The sequence below is a fragment of the Thermodesulfobacteriota bacterium genome (assembly GCA_031082315.1).
GTDB lineage: Bacteria > Desulfobacterota > QYQD01 > QYQD01 > QYQD01 > QYQD01.
On the sequence record JAVHLC010000001.1, the window covers coordinates 302185 to 327789 of the forward strand.

The window sequence follows — 25605 nt, forward strand, 5'->3', positions numbered from 1 at the left end:
AGGTGCTAATCTTTCTGTCTCTTGCTGCTCCAGAGGGGATCCTGACCGAATCTATCCATCCACCAGTTCTCATCTGTATCTTCTTCCTTTGGCTCAAGACAATATCGGTAGTTCTGGCAGTAAGCCAGGAGAACCTGGTAGGCCTCATTTATAGCCTGCATCTTCTGGTTATGTTTTTCCAGGTCTTTCCCCCGGGCAGTATCCGGATGCCAGCGTTGACATTTTTTACGATAGGCCTTCTTTATTTCCGTAAGGGTGGCGAAGGCTGGAAGACCAAGAACTTCCCGGGCATTATTTATCTCTTTGACGGTTGGTTTTCTATCGTGCATGGTTACATACGTGCTGCCGCCGGGCACTTGGCCTCTTCAGCCAAAATCCTTTCGGCTATCTTCTCAAAGGCGTTTGCCGCCGCACTCTGACCTTCCGCGGCCTGGTTCATGAATGGCTTGCCGTCGTCGCTGGCCACAACAATCTTTGGCTCCAATGGGATCCGACCAAGAAAGGAAACACTCATTTCGCGGGCCAGCCTCTCCCCGCCGCCGATTTTAAATAATGGTATCTCCTTCCCGCAATGCGGACAACTGAGACCGCTCATATTCTCGACAAGCCCCAGGATAGCCATATTGGTCTTGCGACAGAAACGGATAGATTTACGCACATCAGAAAGGGACACCTCCTGCGGCGTGGTTACGATGAGCGCCCTGGTATCCTTTATGGTTTGCGCAATGGTCAAGGGTTCGTCGCCGGTGCCGGGGGGGGCGTCTATTATTAAATAATCCAGTTCTCCCCATCGCACTTCGCCCAAAAAAGTCCTTATAGCCTTGTATTTCAGCGGGCCGCGCCATATCACGGCCGAATCTTTATCCGCCAACAGGTATTCTATGGACATGAATTTGAGGTTTTCAGAGAAGGAAACCGGCTCAACCGCACTCTTCCGGTCGGATGGAGACAGATCCCGCATTCCCAGGAGCAGCGCTATATCCGGGCCGTGCAGATCAATATCCAGCAGCCCGACCTTACGCCCCTTCCGTGATAAGGTGAGAGCTATATTGGTTGAAATCGTGCTCTTACCCACGCCGCCCTTGCCGCTCATCACCAGTATCTTGTTTTTAATCCTGGCCAGGGATTCCTGGATCATCAGGTCTTCAATGTCCCGGGCCGGGCTATGTCCGGAAGACGGGCAACTGGAACTATGGCTGTTTGCGCTCATTTGGGCCTCCATTTATCTATTACTGGGAAAACACTATTGTGTCAAAAAATAATGTATGCTTTGGGTATTGTCAAATTTAATCTCGGACCTACCCTAAATAGGTATAGACCTGCTTACCGGCTTAGGGATAGTAATTTGAGAGATAAGGCGACGGAACCCGAATAGTATTGTATTAGTGATTTTTTGCACGATGTTTTTTTATAACTATGCATTATCACAATACATTTTTGTCTTGCAAGTGACAAGGGATTCGTTCTATACTTTCGCCGATGACTCAAAAGCAGACCGCATTCTTTCACAAAACCCTGGTGCAGGATAAGCCAAGGATTTTGATAGTTGATGACGACGGATCTCTGTGCAAATGCGTAGAAGAGGCTCTAGCCGGAGATGGACTTTCTTGCACATCAGTACAAGACCCTATAAAGGCATTAAAAACAATACACAGCGACCAACATGAAATTGCCATTTTGGACATCAACATGCCCAAAATGGACGGCATATCCCTGGCCAAAGAAATCAAAAAAACGCGTCCCCACGTCGGCATAATAATCATTACTGGATATGGAAGCCTCCATAATGCTGTGGAGGCAATAAAAGCCGGGGTTTACGACTTTATCCAAAAGCCGTTTAAGATAGATGAACTATTGTTGAGCGTAAAACGTCTGGGGAAACTTCTGGAGCTGGAACGCGAAGTCGCTTCCAAGACAGAAGACCTGAAAAAATCGGAAAACCGCTACCGGACATTGATTGAAAATACAGCCGACGGCGTAGCCCTGATACAGAAAGACAAAATAGTCTTTCACAACAAGGCGTTAAGGAAAATACTCGGTTATGACCAGAGAACATTAAACAAGGGCAAACTGCAGGACTTGATATATGTAGATGACCGGGAAACGGCTGACCGATACATGAAGGACATCCTCGGCGGATCCGACCATGGGCCGACCCAGTATCGGCTGAAAAAGAAAGATGGTTCGGTCTGCTGGGCCTCGGTAAACACCACCATTATTGAGTATCAGGGACAACCGACGCCCCTTTCCTCTTTCCGCGACATTACACCCTCGGTAGAAATGGACAATATGAGAAAGGATATGGAGCGCATGCTCAGGCATGATATGCGTTCCCAATTGATCGGCATTCTGGGATTTATAAACAGGCTGATTAATCATACACCGTTAACAGAACCCCAGTTAGAGTATTGCCGGAACATCCAGCGGTGCGGTGTGCAACTGGAAAACATGATCGAAACCTACCTCGACATCTCGCGCCTGGAACAAGGCTTCTTTGTACTCAAAAAAGACCGCCTCAATCTTCTGGATGTAGTGAAACAATCCCGCGATGCCCTGCGAGAACTGGCAGACAGGAAAAATATCAATATAGCCATAATATTCAATCACAAGATGTACTCCATAGAAGATAGCCTTTCCTTCTTCGGTGACAGAATCTACCTGCAAAATGCCTTCAATAACCTCCTTAAAAACGCCATAGAGGCATCCCCGCCGGATATGGGCGTTAAGATCAAGGTCCAGGAAAAAGAAACCCATATTAAAGTTAGCATCAGCAACTGGGGCATAGTTTCCGAAGAAATACGCGCCAGGTTCTTTGAAAAATATGCCTCATTTGGGAAAAAAGACGGCCTGGGCCTCGGTGCATACATGGCCCGCCTGGTCGTCCAAGGCCATGGCGGCAATATAGATCTTCTCTCTTCCAAAGAAGACGGTACCACCGTAATAATGGAACTTCCCCATACCGGTTCTTAGCCGTTTATATATCCTTCTCCCAGTGTGGCGTTGCTTCCTCGATAACCTAATCATCCTGTCCCGGCTTAATCATGTCCCAAATCAGGGTCGGGGGACGGACGGGAATCCACTTCGGCAAAGATATCGAATTTTCCAATTTGTACGGCAGTCGGCATAATAACCTCTGTTCAACCACGGAATACACGGACAAAACGGAAAAAGCTCTCACTTTTTTCCACATTTCCGTGCCTTCCGTGTGTTTCGTGGTTTGCTCTTTTCCAGCTTTTTCACTTCCTTCACTGCTTCGATGAAGTGCCGTTCCACCGGGGATGGCTCTTCCAGCATCTGCTTTCGGTACCTTTCATATTCGATCCGCGCTTTTTCGATGGCTGCCTCGTGGCTGACTTTCCCCGCATGTTTGAGGATATCCCGTTCGCTGACTTTCAGAAACTCATCCAGCTTGGCAATCCAGTTCTTCATGTACATGGGCTTACGGCTCAACGCCTGAAGTTCGGCAAAGTCGAGGTAAATGGTTACGATCCGATTGAGGGTATCCAACTCCTCTGTGGTCAGGTAATTTTTGGCGATCTCGCTGTCAGCCTGTCTGGGCTTGGCTCCCGTCCATAAGGTCAGGCCCATATTCGGTTTGGCGGCGTCCGCGCGGGCGGCGATGATCTCGGCGGCAGTGTGGCCGTGGGCGGCCCAGTGCATCTTGTTTTGCACCACTTGGAAAAACTTTCTAGACATGTCTGTATTGGAGTCGTAGTCGATGCTGGTGGCGTAGATGTCGAGCACCTTGCGCCAGAAAACCTTTTCAGAGGAGCGGATGTCCCGGATGCGGGCGAGCAGTTCATCGAAGTAGTTGCCGCCGCCTGCCTGCTTGAGCCGGTCGTCGTCCAGGGTGAAACCTTTGATTATATATTCCCGCAGGCGTTGTGTCGCCCACTGCCGGAAGCGGGTGGCCACGTGGCTTTTGATCCGGTATCCCACGGAAATGATCGCGTCCAGGTTGTAGAATCTCCGGGTCCGTTGGACTTGCCGGGGCCCTTCAGTTTGAACCTGTAAGAAATCCTTACAAGTTGCCTTCTCGGCTAACTCCCCTTCCTGATAGATGTTCTTCAAGTGCAACGTGATATTTTGCGGGGTGGTCTGGAATAGCTGCGCCATGTCCGCTTGGGTCAGCCAAACCGTCTCGTTCTCAAGACGGACCTGAATGCGAGTGCGGCCATCCTCAGTATGGTAGAAGAGGATCTCCGAACGAGGCGATCTTTCCGGCAGGTTGATCATAAATTTCCCTCCATATTTTTAACCACGAAGTACCAGTCTGCGTGCAACGCACAGGCAAACACAAAACACTCGAAAACGGCTTTCATTTTTTCCCTTTCGTGTCGTTCGTGTATTTCTGCTTTGATTTCCCCGATCTGTTCGCGCAGTAGATGAGCGATTGAATAAGCTTATTAAAATCTTAAGGACGTTAACGAGTTGCATATAAGCGGCGGCCACTGGGGTTCCCAAAAAACCAACAACGTTCCACGCCCGTACGCTTGACCGCAGTGTTGGGCTATTTTCCATGCTATGCTTTGTCGACTATTTCCTTTTTTGGAAAAATACCCAGGAGGTCCCAACGGCCCTTCCACTGTTCAATTCGTTTTGCTGTTATTCCGTGGTGTTTCGATTTGCTATTATGAGCTCTCGACTCGCCATGCCTAGCTAAATAGGTTTGGTGGACCTCATATATATCGTTGCGCATCCACGAATCGGGAACGATATAGTAAACGGGTGGTGAGTCAAGCTTCTCGATATCGACAAAAATCCAAAAACTGATTTCGTCAGCGAGAGGCGTACCTTTCTTGCCTTCGTCAATTGAGGTCTGCCAAGTTCCACAACGCCTTGTTTTAACCTGAATATTAATCGTGCGCGTCTGGTCCGAATTGCTGGCCAGGATGTCGGTTCTCGGCATATTACCAGCTAAAGTTACCGCGTAAGCTCCCTGTCAATTAAGCTCTGCAGCGACGAAATACTCTCCGGCTCTGGCAGTCTGTTGATTTCTGATTCCCGTTGCCATATTTATCTCCAAATATACCGTTTCGTTTCAGCTTAATGGCACGGCTTACCTTCTGGCGAAAGCACGCTAGCGCTGGAATAGCTTGTTGGGCGTCTTATCCAAGGTGGTCCTTGAATATGCACAAGATATCTTCAACCTCTGCTGGGGAAAGGGCTTTCAATGCCACTGGTAGTTCGTGCATTTCTAGATATGGAAAATTGGGCTTATAGCCCAAACGTTTAGCTCCGTCTCTGGTTCCTCGATGCAGATACACCATTTCCGGATAGATTCTGAGTTTACTACCTATTCGAAGTGTGGTGTCGTATATATAGAGTTCGCCAAGACCGGGGATTGCAGATGCGATACCACTGACTATGCCTATGAGTTCATCAAAAGTCCGACATGCACCTATTCTGCTTTCATGCTAAAGAAGCTCATTTTTAGCCTTTTGCAGTGCCTCCTTCGGAATCCTCCTCTGGTGATCAAACCGCTTCCCATATGCGTCCCTAGTCGCCATCGCCGCAAATGAGATTGCTGTCTTCAGGGTGGGCTGCCCAGCAAACCATACCCTTTCCCTTTCGTGATTTGGGTAATGTTTGGCCTTATAGCGGCGAATGATGGCTTGCCAATTCATGAAGAAACAACCCTGGATACCCCGTGCGGAAGCACGGGGTTCTTTACTGTTCCTCCTCGCCCAACATTATATTTTAGCTGGCGACTGTCTTTTTCATAGTCATAGAGAAAAAAGGTAGTGGCGTCAAGCAAAAAGGGGGGTTTAGTGGAACCTTAAAGTTGTCCATATTTTTGTCACTAATAATTTCTTAAATTACAATGGGTTACTTGATGTAAGCTCGTATTTTTGTCAACATATTTGTCACTCAACATGGCATGCGGCTGATTAAACGGCAACCCACACCCACGGGGATTATCCGGTCTCCATTCTGAGACCGGATACCAACTCTAAAACTGTCGCCAGATTGCGGCGGTCATCCATATCTGATTTTTTCGGGGTCTCCAGAATCCAGGGAAGACCATTAAAAAGGGGGTGACTAAGAAGAGTAGCAAAACCTCCCAACCCGATATGTCCTTCACCGATATGCTCATGCCGGTCCAGGTGAGAACCAAGCGCCCCCTTGCAATCGTTCAGGTGTATAATTTTTAAGCGCTCCAGGCCGATCTCTCTTTCTATCTCATCTTGCAGATGATCCAGCGCCGCCTTGGTGCGCAGTTCGTATCCGCCGGCAAAGGCGTGACAGGTATCCAGACAAAAACCAAGTTTCGGTGGGTTACCGGCATCACGGACAAGTTGTCCTATGTGCCCTATTTGCCCCCCTATCAACTGCCCATGACCGGCAGTATTTTCCAGAAGCAATACCACTCCACTATCTTCTGTCTCCGTAAGTATCCTGTCCAGGGCTGAACTTACCCTGGCCATGCCTTTTTGCAGAGAATGCCCCCGCGCACTCCCGATATGAGTTACTACATATTCTATCCCCAGGGCATCTGCCCGCCGCATATCCTCCACCAATGCCCCTACCGACTTCTCAAATAGCGCCTTGTCAAAAGAGGCCAGGTTGACCAGGTAAGGCGTATGAATAACCGCAGGGCTGATGTCAACACGCTGCCGTTTTCCCCGGAAAACAGCCCGGCTATCTCCGGCGAAAGGGCCTGGACATGCCATCTCCTTGGATTCCGGGCAAAAATCTGCATGGTGGTGCAGCCTAAATCCATAGCCCGGTCAACCGCCCGATCCAGTGACCCGGCAATAGACACGTGGAAGCCCAGACGCATCATAGGGTTAACATCCCCCGCCAGCAAAACATCGGTCGAGACCATCTATAGAACCCCCGTAATTGAAATTGACACCCTTTCAATCAAATGATATTTGACATTAAAAGCCAAACCCAAATAGACTGTAGCCCGGAAAGGAACCTGCATGAACAAAAACCTTCCCCCGACCTGTGTCACACCCGCAGGTGAGTTTGTTTACGGCATCCACAAGCCGAAATACACGGCCCCTAATCTACGACAAAACAATTATATCATAAACTTGGGCCATGGCCCTGACCATACCAAGATCGATAACGCAGACAATTTCCCGGCGGATAATGTGCATGTTGCCGCCTCTGCCTGGGTCTTCGAGATCCCCAACGCCTTTCCCTTTATGGGCGCCACGTTCGTACTCAAGACCTACGCGGACGGCGCGGCGGGGCACGCTAACCCCTTCAAACGCAAAGATGAGACTAGCCCGGTCCGTTCTTTAGAGAAATATGAACCCGCCAGTGACCTATCCATTAAAAATCTACCGCACCCCTTGCTTCTGGCCCTGGCCAAAACGTCCAGCAACCCGCAAAACCTGGTCAAACTGGCCAAGTTATCCTGTCGCCTTGAATTTGACCCAAAAACCGGCCTGCCTATGGGCATCAGTTACGTAAGGACGAAAAGGGGCGATCTGCGCCCGGCCATCTTGGATGAGCAGCTTTTTGATCTCGTATCCAACAATCCCTTCCTCCCGGATATATACAAACAGCGCATGGTGTTGATTCCTGGCGCACAAGGAAAAAGTCCAATCGTTGGTGAATATGCAGGGGCCGGCGCACATATTTGGGAATACCTACGAGAGAACAGCTATATTCCCTGGGGGCATTATGCCGCCAATATGGCTCACGATTCTATCCGCTACAAAATTGGAACCCTTACAGAGCAAGATATAATAGGCCTCCGCCATCTTTATTACCAAAGGATATACGTCCAACTGGCAATAGAATTAGACATCATCGTACCGGCAAAAAGGCGGCCTTTATCCAGAGATGAGTTGGAAGACCTGCGACACTGCCTGCTCGTTAAGATACGGAAAACTGAAAAACAAGGCGGAAAATTACCATTCAATGCCACCATCTGGGGCCAAAACTTTGGTTTTGACCTCTCCCCTTCTGGCTACCGACTCAATGCCTCACACCAGCAGATACACCAGCAGTTTGCCCTGGTGCCCCCGTGCTTGCCGGCATTTAAGGGCGGAGAAAATGAAACCAGTCAGTGCTCGTTCAGCACCTATACCCAGGGAGACCTGGTGGCCCGGTTCTGTGAGGAGTATAAGGGAAAGACCGGGCGGGGTTTCTTTGAGACCTACCTACACGCCATTCAAAACAATAAGAGGATGGATGGCCGTACCGACAAAGAAAATGCCCTGATCTTCTATCAAGATGAAAATGTCCTGGCCTTTGTGCCTAAGGCCCAACGCTCCCAGGGAGAAGTCCAGATCATGCCTAGGGGAAGATACGGAAATATCCTCGAGACAGATACCCCGGTGCGCAGTTCCCTCGACCGCGCCATCCTGATCGCCATGAAGGTATTAGAGAATCTGGGGGCAGAGATGATTACGATATACGAGATATCCAAGAGATTCGACCATCCGGACAAAGACCAGCGCCTCATCTACTGCCTTCTCCCCAAGCACCCACAGTCTCCGGGCGGCCTTAGCGAGGGTATGCAGCGGTGGATTATCGGCCATTATCCTGAAGATTTTGCCCTGGCCTGCCGGGATGAAGTAAAAAAGATTATTTAGTTCCCAACCGGAACCCCGGGTTTTTCCGGTTGGAGCAGTCAGCGCTCAGCTATCAGCATTCAGCTTAACATATTGTTTGTCTTGGATTTTTTTGTCCCGGCGAATCTGTTCGCCAAAACAAATCTGCCTATGGCATGGCCTGCGGCACAAGCTGATGGCTGACCGCTGATAGCTGAAGGCCCGAAATTCGGTAACGCTAGTTTCCGGATAAGCGCTGATTAGAAAATCCTTTGTAAGGCCCGTATCACTCGACTTCCGCCCGTTCTATCTTTGGAAGTTCTGTATATCTGTAGGGCAAGGATTCTCTTATGTTCTCAGGGATGCTGCCATACTTTCCTTCAAATTCTTCCAGGTATTCCTCACGTCCTTTTAAAAAATGCCTGAGCTTCTTCTCAAGCAGGGCCTTATCCTCAAATAACCTGTAGGCATTCATCTGATCCAGATTGGCGCGGTCGCACTTTATCGGAAAATAATACCCCAGATAGTCCGGCTCAAAACTGAAACGCAGTTGCATACGCAGAAGGTCATTATAAGCGGCTAGGGATTGCCTCAGGGTCACCTTTTGCTCGTGGGGGCCAATGGTCCCGGTATTGGCCAGATAACACTTGATGCGGTTTCGCTTGATAATATCATTAAAAATCATGGCATGCTCAAGCCGGTTACCCGCTATAAACGGATCCAGGAAACACACCCGTTTAAACTTTCCCGCCTGCTCCGGATCCCCACCGGTGCTCTCTATCGATTCCCCATAAATAAATTGCATGGCGGCCTGCTCCGGTGTCAGCTTACAAATAGTGTTCACCAGTGGATTCCGTGTCAGAATAATTATATAATCGATCTTGTCGGCCCTTAGAGTTTTACTGGCTATCTCCAGGTTCTCACGGGTGACAATCGCCCGTCCATTACCCGTCTTGGAAATATCTTTGAAGTCAGGCATATACGGATACTTGCTGATGGCCACATTTTCCAGAAAGGCATCTCGTGATTGCGCTGCCCGTAATATCTCCGGCTGGCTTTCATCCAGCCCTTCGGTCTTTACATAGAGCCCGCCTACCTCAAAGGCGGCGTAACTGGCATCAAAGCCCATTGTGCCCCCGTCATCACCGATCATCTCGGAACGTTCTCTAGGTAGTTTCCCGAACTTCCGGCATAGCGTAGTGGTCTTGCCGGTGGCCGTGAGACCGGAAACGGCGGTGACCACCTCTTGTAATTCCGGGCGCTCGGTCTCCAGGTCATATATCCATAAAAAGTCCCGCCTGGCTCCGGTATGCAGGAAAATCCCTGTCTTATCGATAGCCTTGACCCGCCAGTTTTCAAACTGAAAAATCCCTTTTTTGCCTTCGCCAAGATAAATGGTGTTGCGACATATCTTAACCTGGTCACCCCTCTTTTCACCCATCATGAGACGGACCATGATATCCTTTTCTGCCAGCTTCTTTGATTTGTTGGATTCAAAGGCCTCGTCGGTAAAGAATATAATGGTATAGGTCGGCTCTTCCACCACACGGGCCGGGGGATAATCCAAAAGCAATTTAAGGCCATAAGCAAGCTGGGCATATTGTTCCGGTACTATAAAACGGGCGGTGACACCTTCACGGCCGTCGCCAACAATGGTATCAAGGGAAATAATCCTATCCTTATTCAATACCTCTACGGCCTTGCGGGCCAGGGCCTCTTCTTCCTCGCCAAACTGATGATCGACACTGTTCCGGGTATGGGGAGCGGACCTGGACATCGGTTCAGAATCTGCGGCTACCGATCCGATCTGTGTCTGTATGACCCCCTCCTGCCGTAAGGCCAGTTGCTTTAGTTCCTCTAAAGAGCGCCCCTCTATCAGACGCCCCTCTGCTTTGGCCTTTTGGTATATTTGCCCCGCCGCTAATTTGAAAGAGTTCATCTTTATTCTCCATTTCTGCCTAGCCGTATTGTCAATACTTCGCCGTCTAATGTTTTTTCCTGTTTTTCATATTAAGCTACACGACCTAATAACTCAACACCATAATTACATAAGGATAATGCAGACAAAAGCGCCGACGGCGACCGCATAACTATTGAGGGTAAAAACCGTCTGGATTTTTCTATTGACAAGATACCTAAAATTTAGCATTAAACCACTGTCGGGTTTTTTACATTGGCGGCGTAGCTCAGTTGGTCAGAGCACGCGGCTCATATCCGCGGAGTCCGGGGTTCAAATCCCTGCGCCGCCACCAATGTCCGTTATTTTCATGCCTGCGCATCCACATATATTTCCCAGGTAACCTATATCCCTTCGCTGCCTGATGGATAACCTGTGTCAAAAACCACACTTTATTCGTGGTTATTTATCATAGAAGTAGGCCATCCGAGCCAAAAAATTAGATTTATACGCAAAAATAGGCCAAAACTAGCCGATCAACCCTTGGTATGTTATTTGCATTATCCTAAAGAGCAAGGAGGCAAATACTATGGTAACTTATATATGTGAACATTGGAGACAGGTTGCAAGTCTATCTGCCTTTGTACTGTTGTTCTATTTTTCGGTATGCGGTGTTCTCCACCTGCAGGCTGAAACGGACACGAAGTACAAAAGATGTTTTGTCTCAGAGCGCTACGCCTTAGATTAATTAGTTAGCGCCTCCCCTTTTTTCTTCCGGCCAATAATGAACGGTTAAACCTTTCGGCAGGTCAGGCATTATCTTCATCCACAGCTTCCAGAAGCAGATCAAAAAAATCCGGCAGGGCGGAAACAACCCGGCTCCAGTTGGGAATCAGGGGGATACCCAAGGGGTCCTCCAAGGTCTGTTCGCCTGCTATCTTAATACTATCTGCAAAGGCCTCCACGGCTACAGCCTCTTCATGGCGGTCAAACGATAGGGAATTTATAATGGCATCATCATGGTAGCGCTTGATGGCATCCTGGGCCTGTCGCACATAGGTAGTGCGAAGAGACTTGAAAAAACCCTCGGAAAACACCACCCCCTCACCGGCCAGGGTTCGGAAAAGGCTCTTGGCAATGTCGGTGGTCATCTTCATCAATCCCTTAGAGACGTCTTCCGCGGAAAGCTCCTGATGCTTATGCTCGTAATTATCGGCCAGATCCGCCTGGCAGACGCCGGCAAGCGTACAATTCCGGTAAACCTCGGCTAATACGCCTACTTCCAGCCCCCAGTCGCTGGGGATGCGGTTCCGCCAGGCCAAGTCGGCGACCATGGCGAACTCACCGGCCAGAGGATAGCGGAAGCTATCTAAATAAACCAGAAAGGCCGTAGAACCCAGCATCTGTATAAGGGCGCGAATGAGGGGGGTGACAAAGAGGCGGGTCACCCGTCCGTGCAGCCGGTCTGTCACCCGGCTATAATAGCCTTTGCAAAATTCATAGTTGAGCCTGGTGCTGGCAACAGGAAAACAGAGTCGGGCCAGCATCTCTGTATCATAGGTCAGGATGTCGCAGTCGTGCAGGGCAATAACCTGAGACTTCCGGGAGGCCAATACATAACCGTAGGCCATCCAGGCGGAAAGCCCCTTGCCTTTATCGAACCGGCTGAATTCCTGTTCTACGGCCTTATAAAGCGGTTCCAGGCGCGGGCCATCATTCCAGATAATTACCTTCTCCTGGGGAAGCTGAGAGAAAAACTCCCTGGCATACCTGAACTGTTCTGCGTCTGTTCGTCCCATAGTAATCACGATCTGCCTGAGATAGGGTACGGTCCTCAATGCCTCTACAATTTTGGGCAGGGCCTCCCCTTCCAACTCCGAAAACAGGGCCGGCAGCACCAGGGCAATCGGCCGGGCCTTTGTATAACGCATTAATTCCCGCTCTAACGCCGCCTTGTTTTCGCGATTCAGTCGATGCAGTGTGGTAATAACCCCATTTTGAAAAAAATCACTCACGACTACCTCCTTATTTTTCTGCTTCCTGGCCTATTTTCAAGCCTTGTTACTAACCCCGACCAATTATGGTTTATCGATTTTCAAGCAAAATGCTTAACTCATGCCACAGCAGATCTATCCTGTCTAAAGCTGATGGCAGCCGCATGTCTATATCTGCCCTGGCTTGACTAAGGATAGCTACCGCTTCGTCGATCGATTTCTTCCGGTCCGCCGGCGCCAGATCCTTGGCCTTGACCAGCCATGGTTCAACCAGGCCCAGTTCTTCTTTGGCCTTTCCCATATTTTTAACATTAAGGTCTGCCTTTGCCTTGAGGATATGGGTCATGGCATTGGTCACCGCAGCTTTATAGGTCAGCCTCTGGTTTTCAGAGGCCATACTCCGGGACAATTTATCGAGGGCCTCTTTTTGCTCTTTGAGTCCCTTCTCAATATCTGTCCTCTGTTTTGTCAGGCTCTCCTCAATATTTTTCTTTTCTTTTTTAAAATCCTCGTCCCTGGTGGCAAAGCCTTTTTTCATGTCCTCCCCAAGGCCGGCCAGACGTCTGGAAAAGCTATTTACAGACTTGATTATTCCGGACAAATCGGTGTCCGGAGGTAGTTCAGCCACTTTCCGCGCCTCTTTTTCCTCTCTTACAAATGCCTCCAGGGGTTCCATCCGTTTTTTCAAGTCTTGCATGTCAGTCTTAATAGTACCCGTTTCATTCCGTACCATAACAGTCACTACAAAATATCCGGCAACGACCAAAACAATACATAAAATCAAGCTGATTATACCGGTCTTCATATCTTTACCCCGTATTTACTATATAAAAAGCCTATTACAGATCGGTGAGGATGTCAAGGTAGGCGACCGGATTCCCCATCCCCCGGCGGGGGATAGTGCAAAGAAGTATTTGACTATGCAAAAATTATCCCGCAAAATTGTTAAAATATAAAAATGAAAACACCTTGACCGTTAGATGTTAATAATGGATGACTATGAAATTTATCTCCAGATTTGGCGGCGCTAAGGCAGGGATATTAGCCGCTATTCTTATTCTCGGGTTGACCTACCTGGGATTGTTTGCCGATTTGTTGCAACGCCTGGACTATTGGGCGTTAGACTATGGATTTCACCTGGCAGGCAAAGGTATAGAGACCCCTGAGGTAGTTATAGTAGCTGTTGACGACGAATCTATTCGAAAACTGGGCAGATGGCCCTGGCCCCGTTCTTACCACGCCAAATTGATAGATACTCTTAATCAGGCCAAGGCCAGGGTTATCGGCCTGAATATCATTTTGTCCACACCTGATCCTCCAGAGGATCATCAATTAATCAGAGCTATCAAAAAGGCAAAAAATGTGATTATGGCCGCACATCCCATGATACCTACCCATATCTCTTTCCCCAGGGACATCATGACCGTCGAGCATATTCAGGGCCCCGTTGAGGAGATGGCAAAAGGGGCAAAGGGGCTGGGGCATATAGCCGTGGTTTATGACCGGGATGGAACCGTCAGAAGGATCCCGGCCTTGCTAAGAACCAGGGATAAGACATTATTAGCCTTTGGTATAGAAATTGCTTTAGCATGTCAGGGAGAGTCACACAGAAGCATAATCCTGGATAAAAGGTTGCTCCAAGTCAATTCTACCAGAATCCCCTTGGACAGCCAGGGGAATATGCTAGTGAACTACAGGGGTGGGCCGCATACATTCACAGAGATACCATATCACAGGGTAATAGGTGGAGAGGTCCCTCTGGATATTTTCAAAGATCGGGTGGTCCTGGTTGGAGTCACCGCCAGCGGTCTCTCAGACTCATGGGCCACACCTTTTCTCGATCAGGGAGAGATGTCCGGAGTAGAGATCCATGCCAACACAGTACATACGATTCTGAATAAAGAATTCTTCCGGTATCCAGGCAGCCACCATAGTGCATTTTTACTCCTGGGGTTGGGAATTATCTCGGGTCTCGTCTTCCACAGATTCTCACGTCTGGGCTCGGCTTTTCTGATTTTTATGATATTCTTCATCCCCTCGGCATCCTTTTATCTGTTCCTGAAGGAGCGAATAATATTGAAGGCCATCCCGCTGTTAGGTGTGGTGGTGGCCACATATATCTCCGTCACTCTGATAAAGAGCAGGGCATATAAGATGGCGATGGGGAAGAGGGATTTGGAGATGTCTGCCGTGTTAAAAGCCCGTGAGGCAGTTAAGAATCCAGCGGACAAAGAGGAATTCATGGGGTCTTTCTGCCGCATTATAAAGGAAATGACCCGGGTGGATGCCTGCTATGCCATACTCAAAGGGAAAGATGGCAACATACTAATATATGGTAATAATCATCAAGAGACAGCGGGGCATTTTATAAATCTGGAGATGGTGGAAGGCGTCCTCCATACTGGAAAGTCGGCATGTGAAGATATGAATCAAAAGATATCCGGGGCCACCGGGATCATGTACGTACCCATTAAATCCAGCGAACAGGTCTATGGCGTTCTGGCCCTGAAAGGTAAGACGTTATCTGACACCCAAGACATGCAGTTGGCCTCTATCGTTACGGATTACCTGGCTTTTATCCTCGAAAAGGAAACTATCTTGGACAGGAGCCGGGATGCTTATATGCGGGCCGTCGAGGCCCTAGTCCATGTTATAGAGTTGGGGTATCCAAAACTACACGAATATTCGAGCCAGGTCCTGAATCTATCTGAGAAGATAGCGCTCGTTTTAAACATCCCAAAAGACGAGATAGAGGTTATCAAGTATGCCGCTATTCTCCATGACCTCGGGATGGCCGGAATACCGGAAGACCTGCTTAATAAATCTGACTCCTTGACCGCCGAGCAAAGACTTTACATCGAGACCCATCCGGAGATGAGCGTAGAAATAATCAGGCCGTTGCCATTTTTTAAGACGGCTATACCCATCATCAGGCATCACCACGAGAGGTATGACGGCAAGGGGTACCCGGATGGCCTGGCCAGCGACGAGATTCCCCGGGGCGCCCAGATACTGGCAGTTGCTGATAGCTTTGTGGCTATGCTATCTGACCGTCCTTACCGGAAAGCCCGGGAGCAAAAAGAGGCTATTTCCGAAATGAAAAGGCAATCAGGCGCCCAGTTTAATCCCCGGGTAGTGGACGCCTTGCTTCAGTCATGGCCGGAGGTTAACCTGTGGCAACAAGGCTAATTCTTAGCCTATGCGGGCTTATCATATTTCTTTCTCTGTGCCCCTGGGCCCAGGGGCAGAATCTTGAGAGACAGACCGCCCGTATCATAAGGATAAAGGGAACGGTCACTGTTTACCAACACCAGGTTCAAAAGTGGTCGGCAGCCAGAAAAGGGATGACGGTTTTTCAAAAAGATAAAATGAAGACCCTCCCGGGTTCGGAGGTTGACTTGCTCATGCCGGACCTGGCCGTAATAAGGCTGAAGGAAAACAGTCTGTTAGATCTGGACGAGATTAAAAAGGCGTCCGTAAAACCGGTGGCTTCTCCCAGGGTATTACGGGTGGAGAAAACGCCCCCGTATGCCAAAGAAAGGAATATTCTCAGGTTATGGAAGGGGAATTTGCTCCTCTGGGTCAAACATATTCTTGCGGGCTCCACCTTTGAGGTTCATACGCCTATCGGGGTGGCCGGGGTAAGGGGAACCGGCTTTATGGTCACCATCCCTGACCAGGATACGACCATAGTGGCGACATTAGAAGGAGTCGTAGCAGTCAGAAACATTGCCAGGTTGGATAAAATCGTCCTGGTCAGGGAACTGGAAATTACCACCATCCGTAGAGAGACCGACCCCGGTAAACCTCGAAAGGTCAGCGAGCAGGAGTACGCTGAGCTTAAAGAAATCTTAGAGCTAAAGTTGCTAGAGACAGGAGAGGAACCGGAAAAAAAATCCGACCGCGGGCATAGAGACGTCCCTTCGGGCATGGAAGATCACCGGCCTATGCCCAGCAGACCCATGACTCCCAGTATGATGGACCGAAGTGGACGCTGTAGGTAGTAAGAATAATCCTTAAAGACAAAGAGACTAATGGCTAAAAATGGCTTAGAGGAGCGGGTTGCGCTCATTTCCCTGCCGCTACTGATATTGTGGCTTCTGGTATCCCTGGTTGTCGTCTTTTATGAGGTTAAAGGGTCTATTACCTCTCAGATAGAAAGAGAGGTAAGGCGGCTGACGGCCGTATTGACTGCTGTCAGATATAAATCGCTGCCGGATGTGGTAAACAATGCCCGGAATAACTTCGATAAATCGCCATGGTTTTCTGTCTATGATAGGGAATTAAACCTTATAGCCGGTACGGGGAAACAAGGAATTGGCGGGGGTGAGGACCTGCGCATTGCCTTGCAAACAGGCTCTCAGGTGGAAGGCATTATAAGAGCAGGTAAGGAAGACATATACCATATTGTTGTCCCTCTGTTTTCGGATAAGGGTAAGCCCCATATCGATGGCTTGTTAGAGGTTGGAACATCTCAGCAGGGTATAAATAAATCCATTCTCTCTATCTGCCGGGATATATGCCTGGTTCTGATCCTGGGAGTTGGCATACTAGGTGCAGTATTCCACCTTAGTTTCCGAAGATATATAAGTACCCCCATTCAGAAATTGACGAGCTGGACAACCTCTCCGGAAGGAGAGATCGGGCTAAATGCTACCGGAGAGATAAGCGCCCTTGCCCATGCGCTAGGCAGGACAGTCCAAGACATGAAGGAAAAGATAAGCAACCTCGAACGCTCCCATACAGAACTGAACGAGGAGATAGCCGGGAAGGTAAGGGAAGTACGGAAGATGAGACAGGATCTGGAAGAGGCTCAGTTCCATCTGGTGAGGGCGGGAACGCTCTCCGCCTTAGGTGAGTTTGCGGCCGGAATATCCCACGAACTCAATAATCCATTAGGCATCATTCTGGGATTTTCCCATCTTTTGCTCGATGAAATAGATCCCCAACACCCTAATTTCAAAAACCTGAAAAGGATAGAGGTAGAATCTTCGAGGTGTAAAAAGATCGTAGAAGATCTTCTAAATTTCGCCAGGCCGGCCGAGCCTCATTTAGAAAAGGTGCAACTCCATGAAATTTTGGACGAAACCCTCCAGTTGACCGGTTATCATATGTCCTCTGATGCCATAAGGATTATAAAGAAATACCTCGTGCCCTTACCTACGGTATTTGTGGACCCCGATCAAATGGAACAGGTATTTATGAATATCATAACCAATGCCATGCAGGCCATGCCCCAAGGGGGTGATCTGACCATAACCACCTCCGTGTGTGAATTAACCGGCGAGGAGTGCCGACAATTTGCCGCATCCTTCATGGACTACCGGGCCACCTTGGTGGGAGAGCAAGATTATGCCGGGGTATCCAGGAGGGTGTGGAGCAAAAAAGACATATACAAACCGGGTGATCCGGCTGTCGAGATTGCCATCTCGGATACCGGCTGCGGGATTTCAAGGGAAAACCTGGCCAAAATTTTTAACCCTTTCTTTACCACCAAGAAAGGAGGAACGGGACTGGGCCTCTCCATCTGTTGGAAGTTAGTGGAAAAGCAAGGTGGAATAATAAGTGTAACGAGTGCAGAGGAAAAGGGCACCATATTTTCTATCAAGATTCCCCTGAGGAAGAATGAAAATGGAACGGACGGCAAATATACTGATCGTTGATGATGAGTTGGGATTTTGTGAACTCATCCAGGGTATATTAGTCAGGGAAGGGTATAAGGCAGACACGGCTACCAGTGGTGAGGAGGGCCTGAATCTCCTCCACCAAAATACATATGACATCGTATATGTGGATTTAAAGATGCCGGATATGGACGGCCTGACCCTACTTAAGACCATTAAAGAGATGGATGAAAACATGATGGTAATTGTGATAACCGCTTATGGGACCATAGAAACCGCCGTGGAGGCCATGAAGTACGGGGCCTATGACTATATCACCAAACCTTTTCAAAAAGACGAGATAAAGAAAGTTACCAGAAAGGCCTGGGAGAAAAAGCAACTGATAGATGAGATGCTCTATCTGCGTCAGGAGATAGACAGACGGTATTGCTTCGAAAATATAATCGGTAAGAGTAAGGTGGTACAGGACCTTTTCGAGATGATAAAGAGGGCGGCAGAGACAAAAAGCACCGTCCTTATTACGGGGGAAAGCGGCACAGGTAAGGAACTGATCGCCAAGGCCATACATTATAATAGTCCGAGAAAGAGAAAGCGCCTAGTCGCTATCAACACCAGTGCCCTCCAGGATACCCTTTTGGAAAGCGAACTGTTTGGGCACCTGAAGGGGGCATTTACCGGCGCCTATATGACGAAGAAGGGACTCTTAGAGGCAGCAGATGGAGGTACACTATTTTTAGATGAGATCGGCGACACCAGCCCCAATATACAAATAAAGTTACTGCGGGTGCTGGAGGAAAATGAATTCATACCAGTGGGTGGGGTCACACCCGTCAAGGTGGATGTAAGATTAATCGCTGCTACCAATAAGGATCTATACAAGGCCGTAAAGGATGAAACATTTCGTAACGACCTCTTCTACCGCTTAAAGGTAATTACCATAAATATTCTTCCCTTGAGAGAAAGAAAGGAAGATATCCCCCTGCTGGCCGCTCATTTCCTGAAAAAATATGGCCGGGAGCCCGGGAAAGAGATCGACACCATATCTCCACAGGCCCTGGAATTACTGATGCAGTTCGACTGGCCCGGGAATGTAAGAGAACTGGAGAATACGATTAAGGCCGCAGTCGATCTGGAGACGGGTAAGACGATCACTACCAAGTATCTTGGCCTTAATAGGTGGAGGGGCTGTTCCGGGCCATCTCTTTATACAGGAAAAAATATAGTCGGCTTTCAGGAAGCAAAGCGGCTATTTGAGAGCGAGTTTATTGCCGAGGCCCTGAGGCGCTGTAAGGGAAATATTGCACAGGCCGCAAGGGAAACAGGGATAATCCGTCCCAATCTTTACGAAAAAATTAAACGATACGGTATAAAAATTGAAGATTATAAGCCGTAGGATGTACCAAAAAAGTAAATATGTATTAAAAATGATACATGGCTTAGGAGGTAGGTATAACTACAGTGTTCCGGACGATATTTTCTCATTTTAAAAAGACCCGGTGTAGTAAAAAGATACACCCATAGATACTGCAAACGCCACAGCACGTACCAAAGTCCTCTTTTTTTCTCCCTCCATGTGCAGTCGGACCGCAAGGCCTTACCTGCCGCCGTTAATAGAACCAGCTATTGATATTGGCACAGTTAGTGCAAACTTCAAGACATGAACACAGGGCGGCGTAGCCAAGTGGTAAGGCAAGGGTCTGCAAAATCCTTTCGCAGTGGTTCGATTCCACTCGCCGCCTCCAAATTTTAACTAAGCCAACTGCGGTCCCTCCCCTTGGCAAAGGGAAGAAAGGAGGATTAACATGGGACAAGATAAGGTCTTTGGCTATCTGCTTACCATGGACTTATACGGAATTGATCAAGGCCTATGCGAGGATCTTAACCTCGGTTATGACTTTTTGGATAAACTACCTGGCCATATCGGGATGCATAAGCAAAGCCTTCCACATATCTATGTCACGCCCCCGGAGTGGGTAGGAAAGGGTGGTTTGTCCGGATGGGTGGGCCTGGTCGAATCGGGAATTCAGCTCCATACCCTGTCCGAAAAGGGGTTTATAAGTATAGACCTCTATACCTGTTCGTATATTAATCAAACTATCATCCCGGAAATCCTGGCCTTTGTTAACAGATATTACCCATATAAAGACATCGAGACGAATTTTATAGAAAGAGGCCTGAAATATTATAAATATGCGGTAAGCTTTTGATGTATCCGAAAGATATCCCTGATTTTCCCGAACTCAGGCCGCTGGAATTAAAGGACAGGGATATATTGCAGCCCCGCCTATGGGAGTTGCAACCGGATATCTCCGACTGTTGTTTTACGAATCTTTTCATATGGCAGGACTTTTATAACATACAGATCAGCCAGTTTAAGGGCAATATCTGTCTTTTCAGCAGCGCCAATACGACCCCGGAAAAAGAGTTCTTTTTTCCGCCTCTGGGGCAGGGCCATATACTGGAGACCCTGGATGCCTGCTTCGATTTTATGCTGTCTCGAAATATACAGCCCATTATCCGGCGGGGCCCCGAAAAATTTGTGCGCGCCCATCTGGGCAATCAGAGCAGATACGTACTCAGAGAGGATTTAGACATCGCTGACTATATCTATCGGACCGAAGATATGATCACCCTTCGGGGCAGACGATACCATGGCCAGAGAAATTTCATCAAAAGGTTTAAGCAGAGTTATCCTGACTACTCTACCGAGTTTTTACATGATGAGGAAAATATCCCGGAATGTCTTCAGTTCAATAATGAATGGCTTGAGAATAAACTGCAGGCATTATCGCAACAACTTGATATCCATTCCGATCCACCGCCGGATATGGTTGTATTCTTAAGGGCAGAGTCGGAGACGGCCCGGAAGATCCTGATGAACTTTGAAAGCCTGGACCTTACCGGTCTGGCCGTGCGCATAGACAGAAAGATCCGTGCCTTCACCGTGGGCCAGAAACTGAATACGCGAACTGCCTTGGTGCATATTGAGAAGGCCGATCACAGTTACCTGGGGCTGAGCCAATTTTTGAGTCAGGCCTTCTGCGAACAGGCCTGGGCCGACTGTGAATATATTAATAGAATGGAAGACTTGGGGATTGAGGGCTTACGAAAGGCCAAGCTGGCATTAGGCCCACACCACCTCGCAAAAAAATATACCATCCTTCCTGGGGACTCTGCTTAATATTTCCTCCTCATTAGTACCTTAATGAATATCCAGGGTTGGCATGAAATGGCTATCGATCCGGCTAAGCATCAGCGCTGGTGTCTATTCTCCTGAATATCTCAATAACGGATACAAAAGTGGCCAGCACCAACGGCCCCATGATAAACCCTATTAGCCCAAAGAGTTTTATCCCGCCCAGGACGCTGAAAAAAAGGGGAAGAAAAGGCATTTTTGTCCTTTTACCGATGATAAGGGGTTTTAATATATTATCGACCAGGCTGATCCCGAAGGTCCCGATAAAGACCAGGGCTATCCCTTTCCATATCAGGCCTTCAATAAATAGATAAACGGCGGCCGGGGCCCATATAGCAAAAGGACCAACCAAAGGAACGAAGGAGGCAATAGCCATAGCCAACCCCCACATAACCGGAGAGGATATACCAAGTACGGCAAAGGCAATGCCGCCCATAGTTCCCTGGACTATGGCTACAATTACGCCTCCATACATGGTGGATATCAGAATATCCTCTATTTGTTTGACCAGCCCGTTTTTCTGTTCCTCAGAAAAAGGAATATAATCACGGATCTTTTCAAGAAAGCCCGGGCCGTCCCTCAAGAGGAAAAATATGGAGATAGCCATCAAGATAAAGTCCAGGGTGATAGTTATGATGCCGCCGGCCCCCTTGGTAATTCCGCCCACCAACTCTTTACCCAGTCGCGAGATATTATCCATGATGGCCTTGTTTATTTCATTCTCGGGGATGTTAAACAAAGACACCAGCTTATCTATCACCACCCTTATTATCGGATGCCCGGTTATATTTTTTAGGGCCTCAATCTTTCCGCTTTCCGCATACTCGGTCAGTGCGCTAAATTCCTTTACCAGCAAAAAAAACAGGTATGAGAAAGGGCCGATAATTATTAACAGGATGACAATGAGGATAATAAGGGATGTAATGGACTTCGATTTTATATATCTGAGGGTAAAGGCATAAGCCGGGTAAAACAAAACGGAAAATACAACCGCCCAGGCTATGGGCAATAAAAACGGCCTCAATATATGGTAACTAAGATAACCAAGAACCAATACGACAGATATCAAGGCAATAAAATAAAACCTGTTAAACATAAACAGCCTCGCAACTATTACGTCTATTCTTTGAAGAGATATTAGCGCCTAATCAGAAATAAGCCTTAAGCACGTATTGCTGCATCATCCTCTGGGTATTAAAAAATGATCCGTTAAGGGTAATGCAATAACGCATTACATCAATAAAGCGATCTCGTTCATGATAAAACACAGGGATAATAGTCTTCTCCAGTTTTTCGTAAAGAGCTGCGGCGTCTTGGGAGGGGTCACGGCTCTTTTCTCCTTCTTTTATATTCTCCCCGATAGACCATCCGGTCACTCTCTCAATATGTCCCTCTATCCACCAACCGTCCAGGATGCTCAGGCTGGGCACCCCGTTAAGAGCAGCCTTCATCCCGCTTGTCCCGGAGGCCTCCAGGGGCGGCTTTGGAGTATTAAGCCACACATCAACCCCTGAGATAATCATCTTCGCGAGTTTCATGTCATAATTTTCAAGGTAAACGATCTTGACGTCTTTCTTAAGAGCTTCTTTCATCCGAAAAATCTGATTGATGATCTCCTTGCCGCCTTGATCTTGTGGATGTGCTTTTCCTGCATAGATTACCTGAAGGCTACCGGCTTCCTGTGATATCCGCCTAAGCCTCTCGGTATCCTGAAAAAGAAGGTCGCCTCTTTTGTACGTAGTGGCTCGCCTTGCAAAGCCGAGAGTAAAAATATCTGTGTCCATCTTAACATCTGTTCGACTATTTACATACTGCATCAACTGCTTTTTTGCCTGAATATGCGCTCGCCACACTTCCTGCCTTGGAATGCTTATAGCATATCGCAGGCTGAAGTTGTCCTCTCTCCAGCCCGGTATATACCGGTCATAAAGCCCCTGAAAGGGTTTTGTCACCCAGGTGGCAGCATGGACCCCGTTGGTTATGGCGTCAATAGAATAACCGGCAAACATCAGTCTTGAAACTTCAGTGTGTTTTTTAGCCACGCCATTGATATAGCGGCTCAGGTTAAGGGCCAGGTAGGTCATATTGAGCATGCCCTCGCTGTGGAGGAGGGCCTTCATATCAAAGAAATCCTCGTGGTTTCCAAGGATACGCCTGATCAAATTCAGCGTGGAACTATCCGTCATGTCAAAAAAATCTTCCCGGGGTCCAATGACGCGCCTCACCAAATCAAGGGGAAACTGATCATGTCCGGCCGGAACAGGGGTATGGGTAGTGAATATGCACTTTTCTCTGACCGATTCGATATCATCACTGGTGATCGATCCTCTGCCGGCGCTCTTTGCCTCCTCGTCTAAAAGCGCCAGTGTAAGAAGACTGGCGTGTCCTTCATTCATGTGAAAACGCCTGATGTTGTACCCAAGGGCACGCAGCATCCTTACGCCGCCGATGCCCAGGATTACCTCCTGACAAAGACGGTAATGCTGGTCCCCTCCATAAAGAAAATGGGACAGCGTCCTGTCCCATTCAGAATTCTCCCCAAGATCAGCATCTAAAAAATAAACCGGCACCACAAAACCTCCGGCACCGTTGACTTCATATTTCCAGGAGCGGAGATGAACAACCCTTCCCTCTATGTTAACAGAGGCTCGCTGCGGCATCTCTTCCAGAAAATCCTCAACGTCCCATTCCACAGGCCCTTCTCTCTGCCATCCACTTGAGTCAATGCTCTGGTGAAAGAAACCCTTACGATGAAGCAGCGTTACCGCGACCATCGGTACCTTGAGATCGGCCGCAGACCGGATCGTGTCTCCCGCCAGTACACCCAGGCCGCCACTATAAGTCGGCATTTCTGCTGCCAGACCCACTTCCATAGAAAAATAGGCAATGGTGCGCCGCTCATCCATATTGTCCTCCTCAGCCGCGGCCTCTACCTTACCAGGTCCAGAACGGCCCTGTTCCACCCTTTTGGTCCCACATCCGGCGCGAGAATAACCTTCTTGACCTTTGACCACGGAGCATATTGCCCGTCCTTTTTCTTGACCAAGACCGGAATATCCACATGTTCCAGCATCGGGAAATCGTTGGGGCTGTCTCCGAGGCCGATACTGACCAGCACCCGGCCCCCCGGTTCATATAACCTTTTTAGTATCTGTACGGCCTTGCCTTTATCATTATCACCTGTCAGATGATAAAACCGCCCTCCCCTCGTAACCTTAAGCCCTCGTTTTTCCGCCGCTCGTTCTAAATCGGCAAGCCTGGCCTCTTCCTCTAAAACGCACCACGGCGCATCTTCGAAAAGAAACGGCTCAGAGTAGTCGCGCTGCTGCGCTAAGGCGGCCATATCTCTACCCAGCCCGGTAAGTTCAACCACCTGGTCCACAGACATCTCAGAAAATCCAGAAAGCTTAAGGCCTGTTTCCGCCTTGATGGCGGCAAAAATATCTTTAATTCTGCTATACCGCGTTCCTAATTCTATGACCTTATAATCTCCATATTCAACAAAGGCCATATCCCCGGTATCCAGTATCCCCTTCGGGATAAAGATGGTTGCGCCATTTTCCACAATAAAGGGGTCTTCCAGCCCCAGTTCTTTCCTGTAATACTCGATCTCCGCTCTTGTCTTGCTGGAGCAAAGGATAAGGGGAATTCTCTGATGCCTTATATAATTCAGGGCCTCGAGGGCATCCCGGTATTCGTAAGTGTCATGGTCAAGGAGCGTCCCGTCGAGATCGGTAAAAATAATATACCGGCATTTATCAGGTGGATGGTTACACTCCTGTATTGGGGATGACAAGGACATACGCTTAATCACCCCAGAGTAATTTCCCATGTATCCAGCCGGTAAGGCCGTTATCATGTCTGACCTTGGCCCAGTCTCCTTTCTTCTCCAGCAACCTGAAAACCACTCCATGCTCGGCCTGTCCCTTTACTTTATATCTGCTTCCCGGACCGGAACGAACGTTGATATTACCGCCCTTCTTGGACACTATAACCATGCGTGCCTTTGAGAGAAGGGGCCGATAGATCCAGCCTATGTCACCTTCAAAGTCAACCACCCTGGCCCATTTCCCCTTTTCCCTGAGCACCTTGAGCGGATAGCCGGCAAATACCTCATAGAGAACAGAATAACCTGTCCCCGGGCCGGACCTGATGCGGGCATTGTCTGATTTGATGCTGGCCATTTTCGCCCAAGAAACACCCGTAAAAGAAAAGAATATTGCGATTAACATCAGCATCAAAATATTACGTCTCATCAATTTATCCTCCCATGGTTTTTCGTACTGTCAAAACTTTTGCCACAGAGTCCACAGAGAAAATTCTCTTTTCATGCCACAGGTCGTGCCAGAGGCAGATTCGCCTTTGGCGAACAGATTTG

The 25605-nt window shown here is 48.5% G+C and carries 20 protein-coding genes and 2 tRNA genes; 10 read left to right on the forward strand and 12 right to left on the reverse strand.

From position 1 onward, the window contains the following. Window positions 1-5 precede the first annotated feature (5 nt). Together RDU59_01405 and RDU59_01410 are read right to left on the reverse strand one after the other, a co-directional pair. Window positions 6-356, reverse strand: a complete 351-nt coding sequence (locus tag RDU59_01405; GenBank protein MDQ7837138.1) for a J domain-containing protein — start codon at window positions 354-356, stop codon at window positions 6-8. Continuing rightward, complete coding sequence (locus RDU59_01410) at window positions 332-1210, reverse strand: Mrp/NBP35 family ATP-binding protein (GenBank protein ID MDQ7837139.1); 879 nt, start codon at window positions 1208-1210, stop codon at window positions 332-334. Before RDU59_01410 ends, RDU59_01405 begins: the two co-directional genes overlap by 25 nt. Before the next feature lie 329 nt (window positions 1211-1539). On the opposite strand from RDU59_01410, the gene RDU59_01415 reads away from it, so the two are divergent. Next, on the forward strand, window positions 1540-2970 hold the full coding sequence (locus tag RDU59_01415; protein MDQ7837140.1) for a response regulator: 1431 nt from the start codon (window positions 1540-1542) through the stop codon (window positions 2968-2970). A 204-nt stretch (window positions 2971-3174) separates the two neighbouring features. Here RDU59_01415 and RDU59_01420 read toward each other — a convergent pair whose 3' ends face one another. From RDU59_01420 to RDU59_01430, 3 genes are all read right to left on the reverse strand, one after another. Beyond that, entirely contained in the window at window positions 3175-4236 is a 1062-nt protein-coding gene (locus RDU59_01420) for a virulence RhuM family protein (protein ID MDQ7837141.1), read from the reverse strand. A 286-nt stretch (window positions 4237-4522) separates the two neighbouring features. Further along, window positions 4523-4909 carry a hypothetical protein gene (locus RDU59_01425; protein MDQ7837142.1) on the reverse strand — a complete coding sequence of 129 codons (387 nt, stop codon included), beginning with the start codon at window positions 4907-4909 and terminating at the stop codon, window positions 4523-4525. Window positions 4910-5918: 1009 nt separating this feature from the next. Next, the gene (locus RDU59_01430) at window positions 5919-6674 is read right to left on the reverse strand and encodes a deoxyribonuclease IV (GenBank protein MDQ7837143.1); all 756 of its coding nucleotides are present in this window, start codon (window positions 6672-6674) and stop codon (window positions 5919-5921) included. Between the two features lie 255 nt (window positions 6675-6929). Between RDU59_01430 and RDU59_01435 the strand changes: the two genes are divergently transcribed. Continuing rightward, window positions 6930-8558 carry a hypothetical protein gene (locus RDU59_01435; protein ID MDQ7837144.1) on the forward strand — a complete coding sequence of 543 codons (1629 nt, stop codon included), beginning with the start codon at window positions 6930-6932 and terminating at the stop codon, window positions 8556-8558. A 244-nt stretch (window positions 8559-8802) separates the two neighbouring features. Here RDU59_01435 and RDU59_01440 read toward each other — a convergent pair whose 3' ends face one another. Further along, a complete protein-coding gene (locus tag RDU59_01440) occupies window positions 8803-10455 on the reverse strand; it encodes a phosphoenolpyruvate carboxykinase (GenBank protein ID MDQ7837145.1) in 1653 nt (550 codons plus the stop codon). 236 nt (window positions 10456-10691) lie between these two features. Here RDU59_01440 and RDU59_01445 point away from each other — a divergent pair. Beyond that, a tRNA-Met gene (locus tag RDU59_01445) sits at window positions 10692-10768 on the forward strand. Window positions 10769-11222: 454 nt separating this feature from the next. On the opposite strand, the gene RDU59_01450 is transcribed toward RDU59_01445, so the two are convergent. Further along, window positions 11223-12428, reverse strand: coding sequence for a glycosyl transferase (locus RDU59_01450; protein ID MDQ7837146.1), 1206 nt, complete (start codon window positions 12426-12428; stop codon window positions 11223-11225). 70 nt (window positions 12429-12498) lie between these two features. Next, window positions 12499-13212, reverse strand: a complete 714-nt coding sequence (locus RDU59_01455) for a hypothetical protein (GenBank protein ID MDQ7837147.1) — start codon at window positions 13210-13212, stop codon at window positions 12499-12501. A 188-nt stretch (window positions 13213-13400) separates the two neighbouring features. Here RDU59_01455 and RDU59_01460 point away from each other — a divergent pair, with 188 nt between their 5' ends. The 7 genes from RDU59_01460 to RDU59_01490 all read left to right on the forward strand — a co-directional run bounded on the left by RDU59_01460 (window position 13401) and on the right by RDU59_01490 (window position 21212). Then, a complete protein-coding gene (locus tag RDU59_01460) occupies window positions 13401-15596 on the forward strand; it encodes a CHASE2 domain-containing protein (protein MDQ7837148.1) in 2196 nt (731 codons plus the stop codon). Further along, window positions 15581-16411 (forward strand): FecR family protein, encoded by an 831-nt coding sequence (locus tag RDU59_01465; GenBank protein ID MDQ7837149.1) that lies wholly within the window; start codon window positions 15581-15583, stop codon window positions 16409-16411. The genes RDU59_01460 and RDU59_01465 overlap by 16 nt, the downstream gene beginning before the upstream one ends. 30 nt (window positions 16412-16441) lie before the next feature. After that, window positions 16442-18070 carry an ATP-binding protein gene (locus tag RDU59_01470; GenBank protein ID MDQ7837150.1) on the forward strand — a complete coding sequence of 543 codons (1629 nt, stop codon included), beginning with the start codon at window positions 16442-16444 and terminating at the stop codon, window positions 18068-18070. Beyond that, window positions 18039-19424, forward strand: a complete 1386-nt coding sequence (locus tag RDU59_01475; GenBank protein ID MDQ7837151.1) for a sigma-54 dependent transcriptional regulator — start codon at window positions 18039-18041, stop codon at window positions 19422-19424. The genes RDU59_01470 and RDU59_01475 overlap by 32 nt, the downstream gene beginning before the upstream one ends. A 274-nt stretch (window positions 19425-19698) precedes the next feature. Next, a tRNA-Cys gene (locus RDU59_01480) sits at window positions 19699-19773 on the forward strand. 60 nt (window positions 19774-19833) lie between these two features. Beyond that, a complete protein-coding gene (locus RDU59_01485; protein ID MDQ7837152.1) occupies window positions 19834-20238 on the forward strand; it encodes an S-adenosylmethionine decarboxylase in 405 nt (134 codons plus the stop codon). Beyond that, entirely contained in the window at window positions 20238-21212 is a 975-nt protein-coding gene (locus RDU59_01490) for a phosphatidylglycerol lysyltransferase domain-containing protein (GenBank protein ID MDQ7837153.1), read from the forward strand. The genes RDU59_01485 and RDU59_01490 overlap by 1 nt, the downstream gene beginning before the upstream one ends. A 64-nt stretch (window positions 21213-21276) precedes the next feature. Here RDU59_01490 and RDU59_01495 read toward each other — a convergent pair whose 3' ends face one another. Genes RDU59_01495 through RDU59_01510 form a run of 4 tightly spaced genes read right to left on the reverse strand, consistent with a single transcriptional unit; the run spans window position 21277 to window position 25483 of the window. Next, window positions 21277-22323 (reverse strand): AI-2E family transporter, encoded by a 1047-nt coding sequence (locus RDU59_01495; GenBank protein MDQ7837154.1) that lies wholly within the window; start codon window positions 22321-22323, stop codon window positions 21277-21279. A 52-nt stretch (window positions 22324-22375) separates the two neighbouring features. Beyond that, the gene (glgP, locus tag RDU59_01500) at window positions 22376-24133 is read right to left on the reverse strand and encodes an alpha-glucan family phosphorylase (GenBank protein ID MDQ7837155.1); all 1758 of its coding nucleotides are present in this window, start codon (window positions 24131-24133) and stop codon (window positions 22376-22378) included. Window positions 24134-24156: 23 nt separating this feature from the next. Beyond that, window positions 24157-25029 (reverse strand): HAD-IIB family hydrolase, encoded by an 873-nt coding sequence (locus RDU59_01505; protein ID MDQ7837156.1) that lies wholly within the window; start codon window positions 25027-25029, stop codon window positions 24157-24159. A 4-nt stretch (window positions 25030-25033) separates the two neighbouring features. After that, window positions 25034-25483: an SH3 domain-containing protein gene (locus tag RDU59_01510; GenBank protein MDQ7837157.1), complete on the reverse strand. Its 450-nt coding sequence runs from the start codon at window positions 25481-25483 to the stop codon at window positions 25034-25036. Window positions 25484-25605 lie beyond the last annotated feature (122 nt).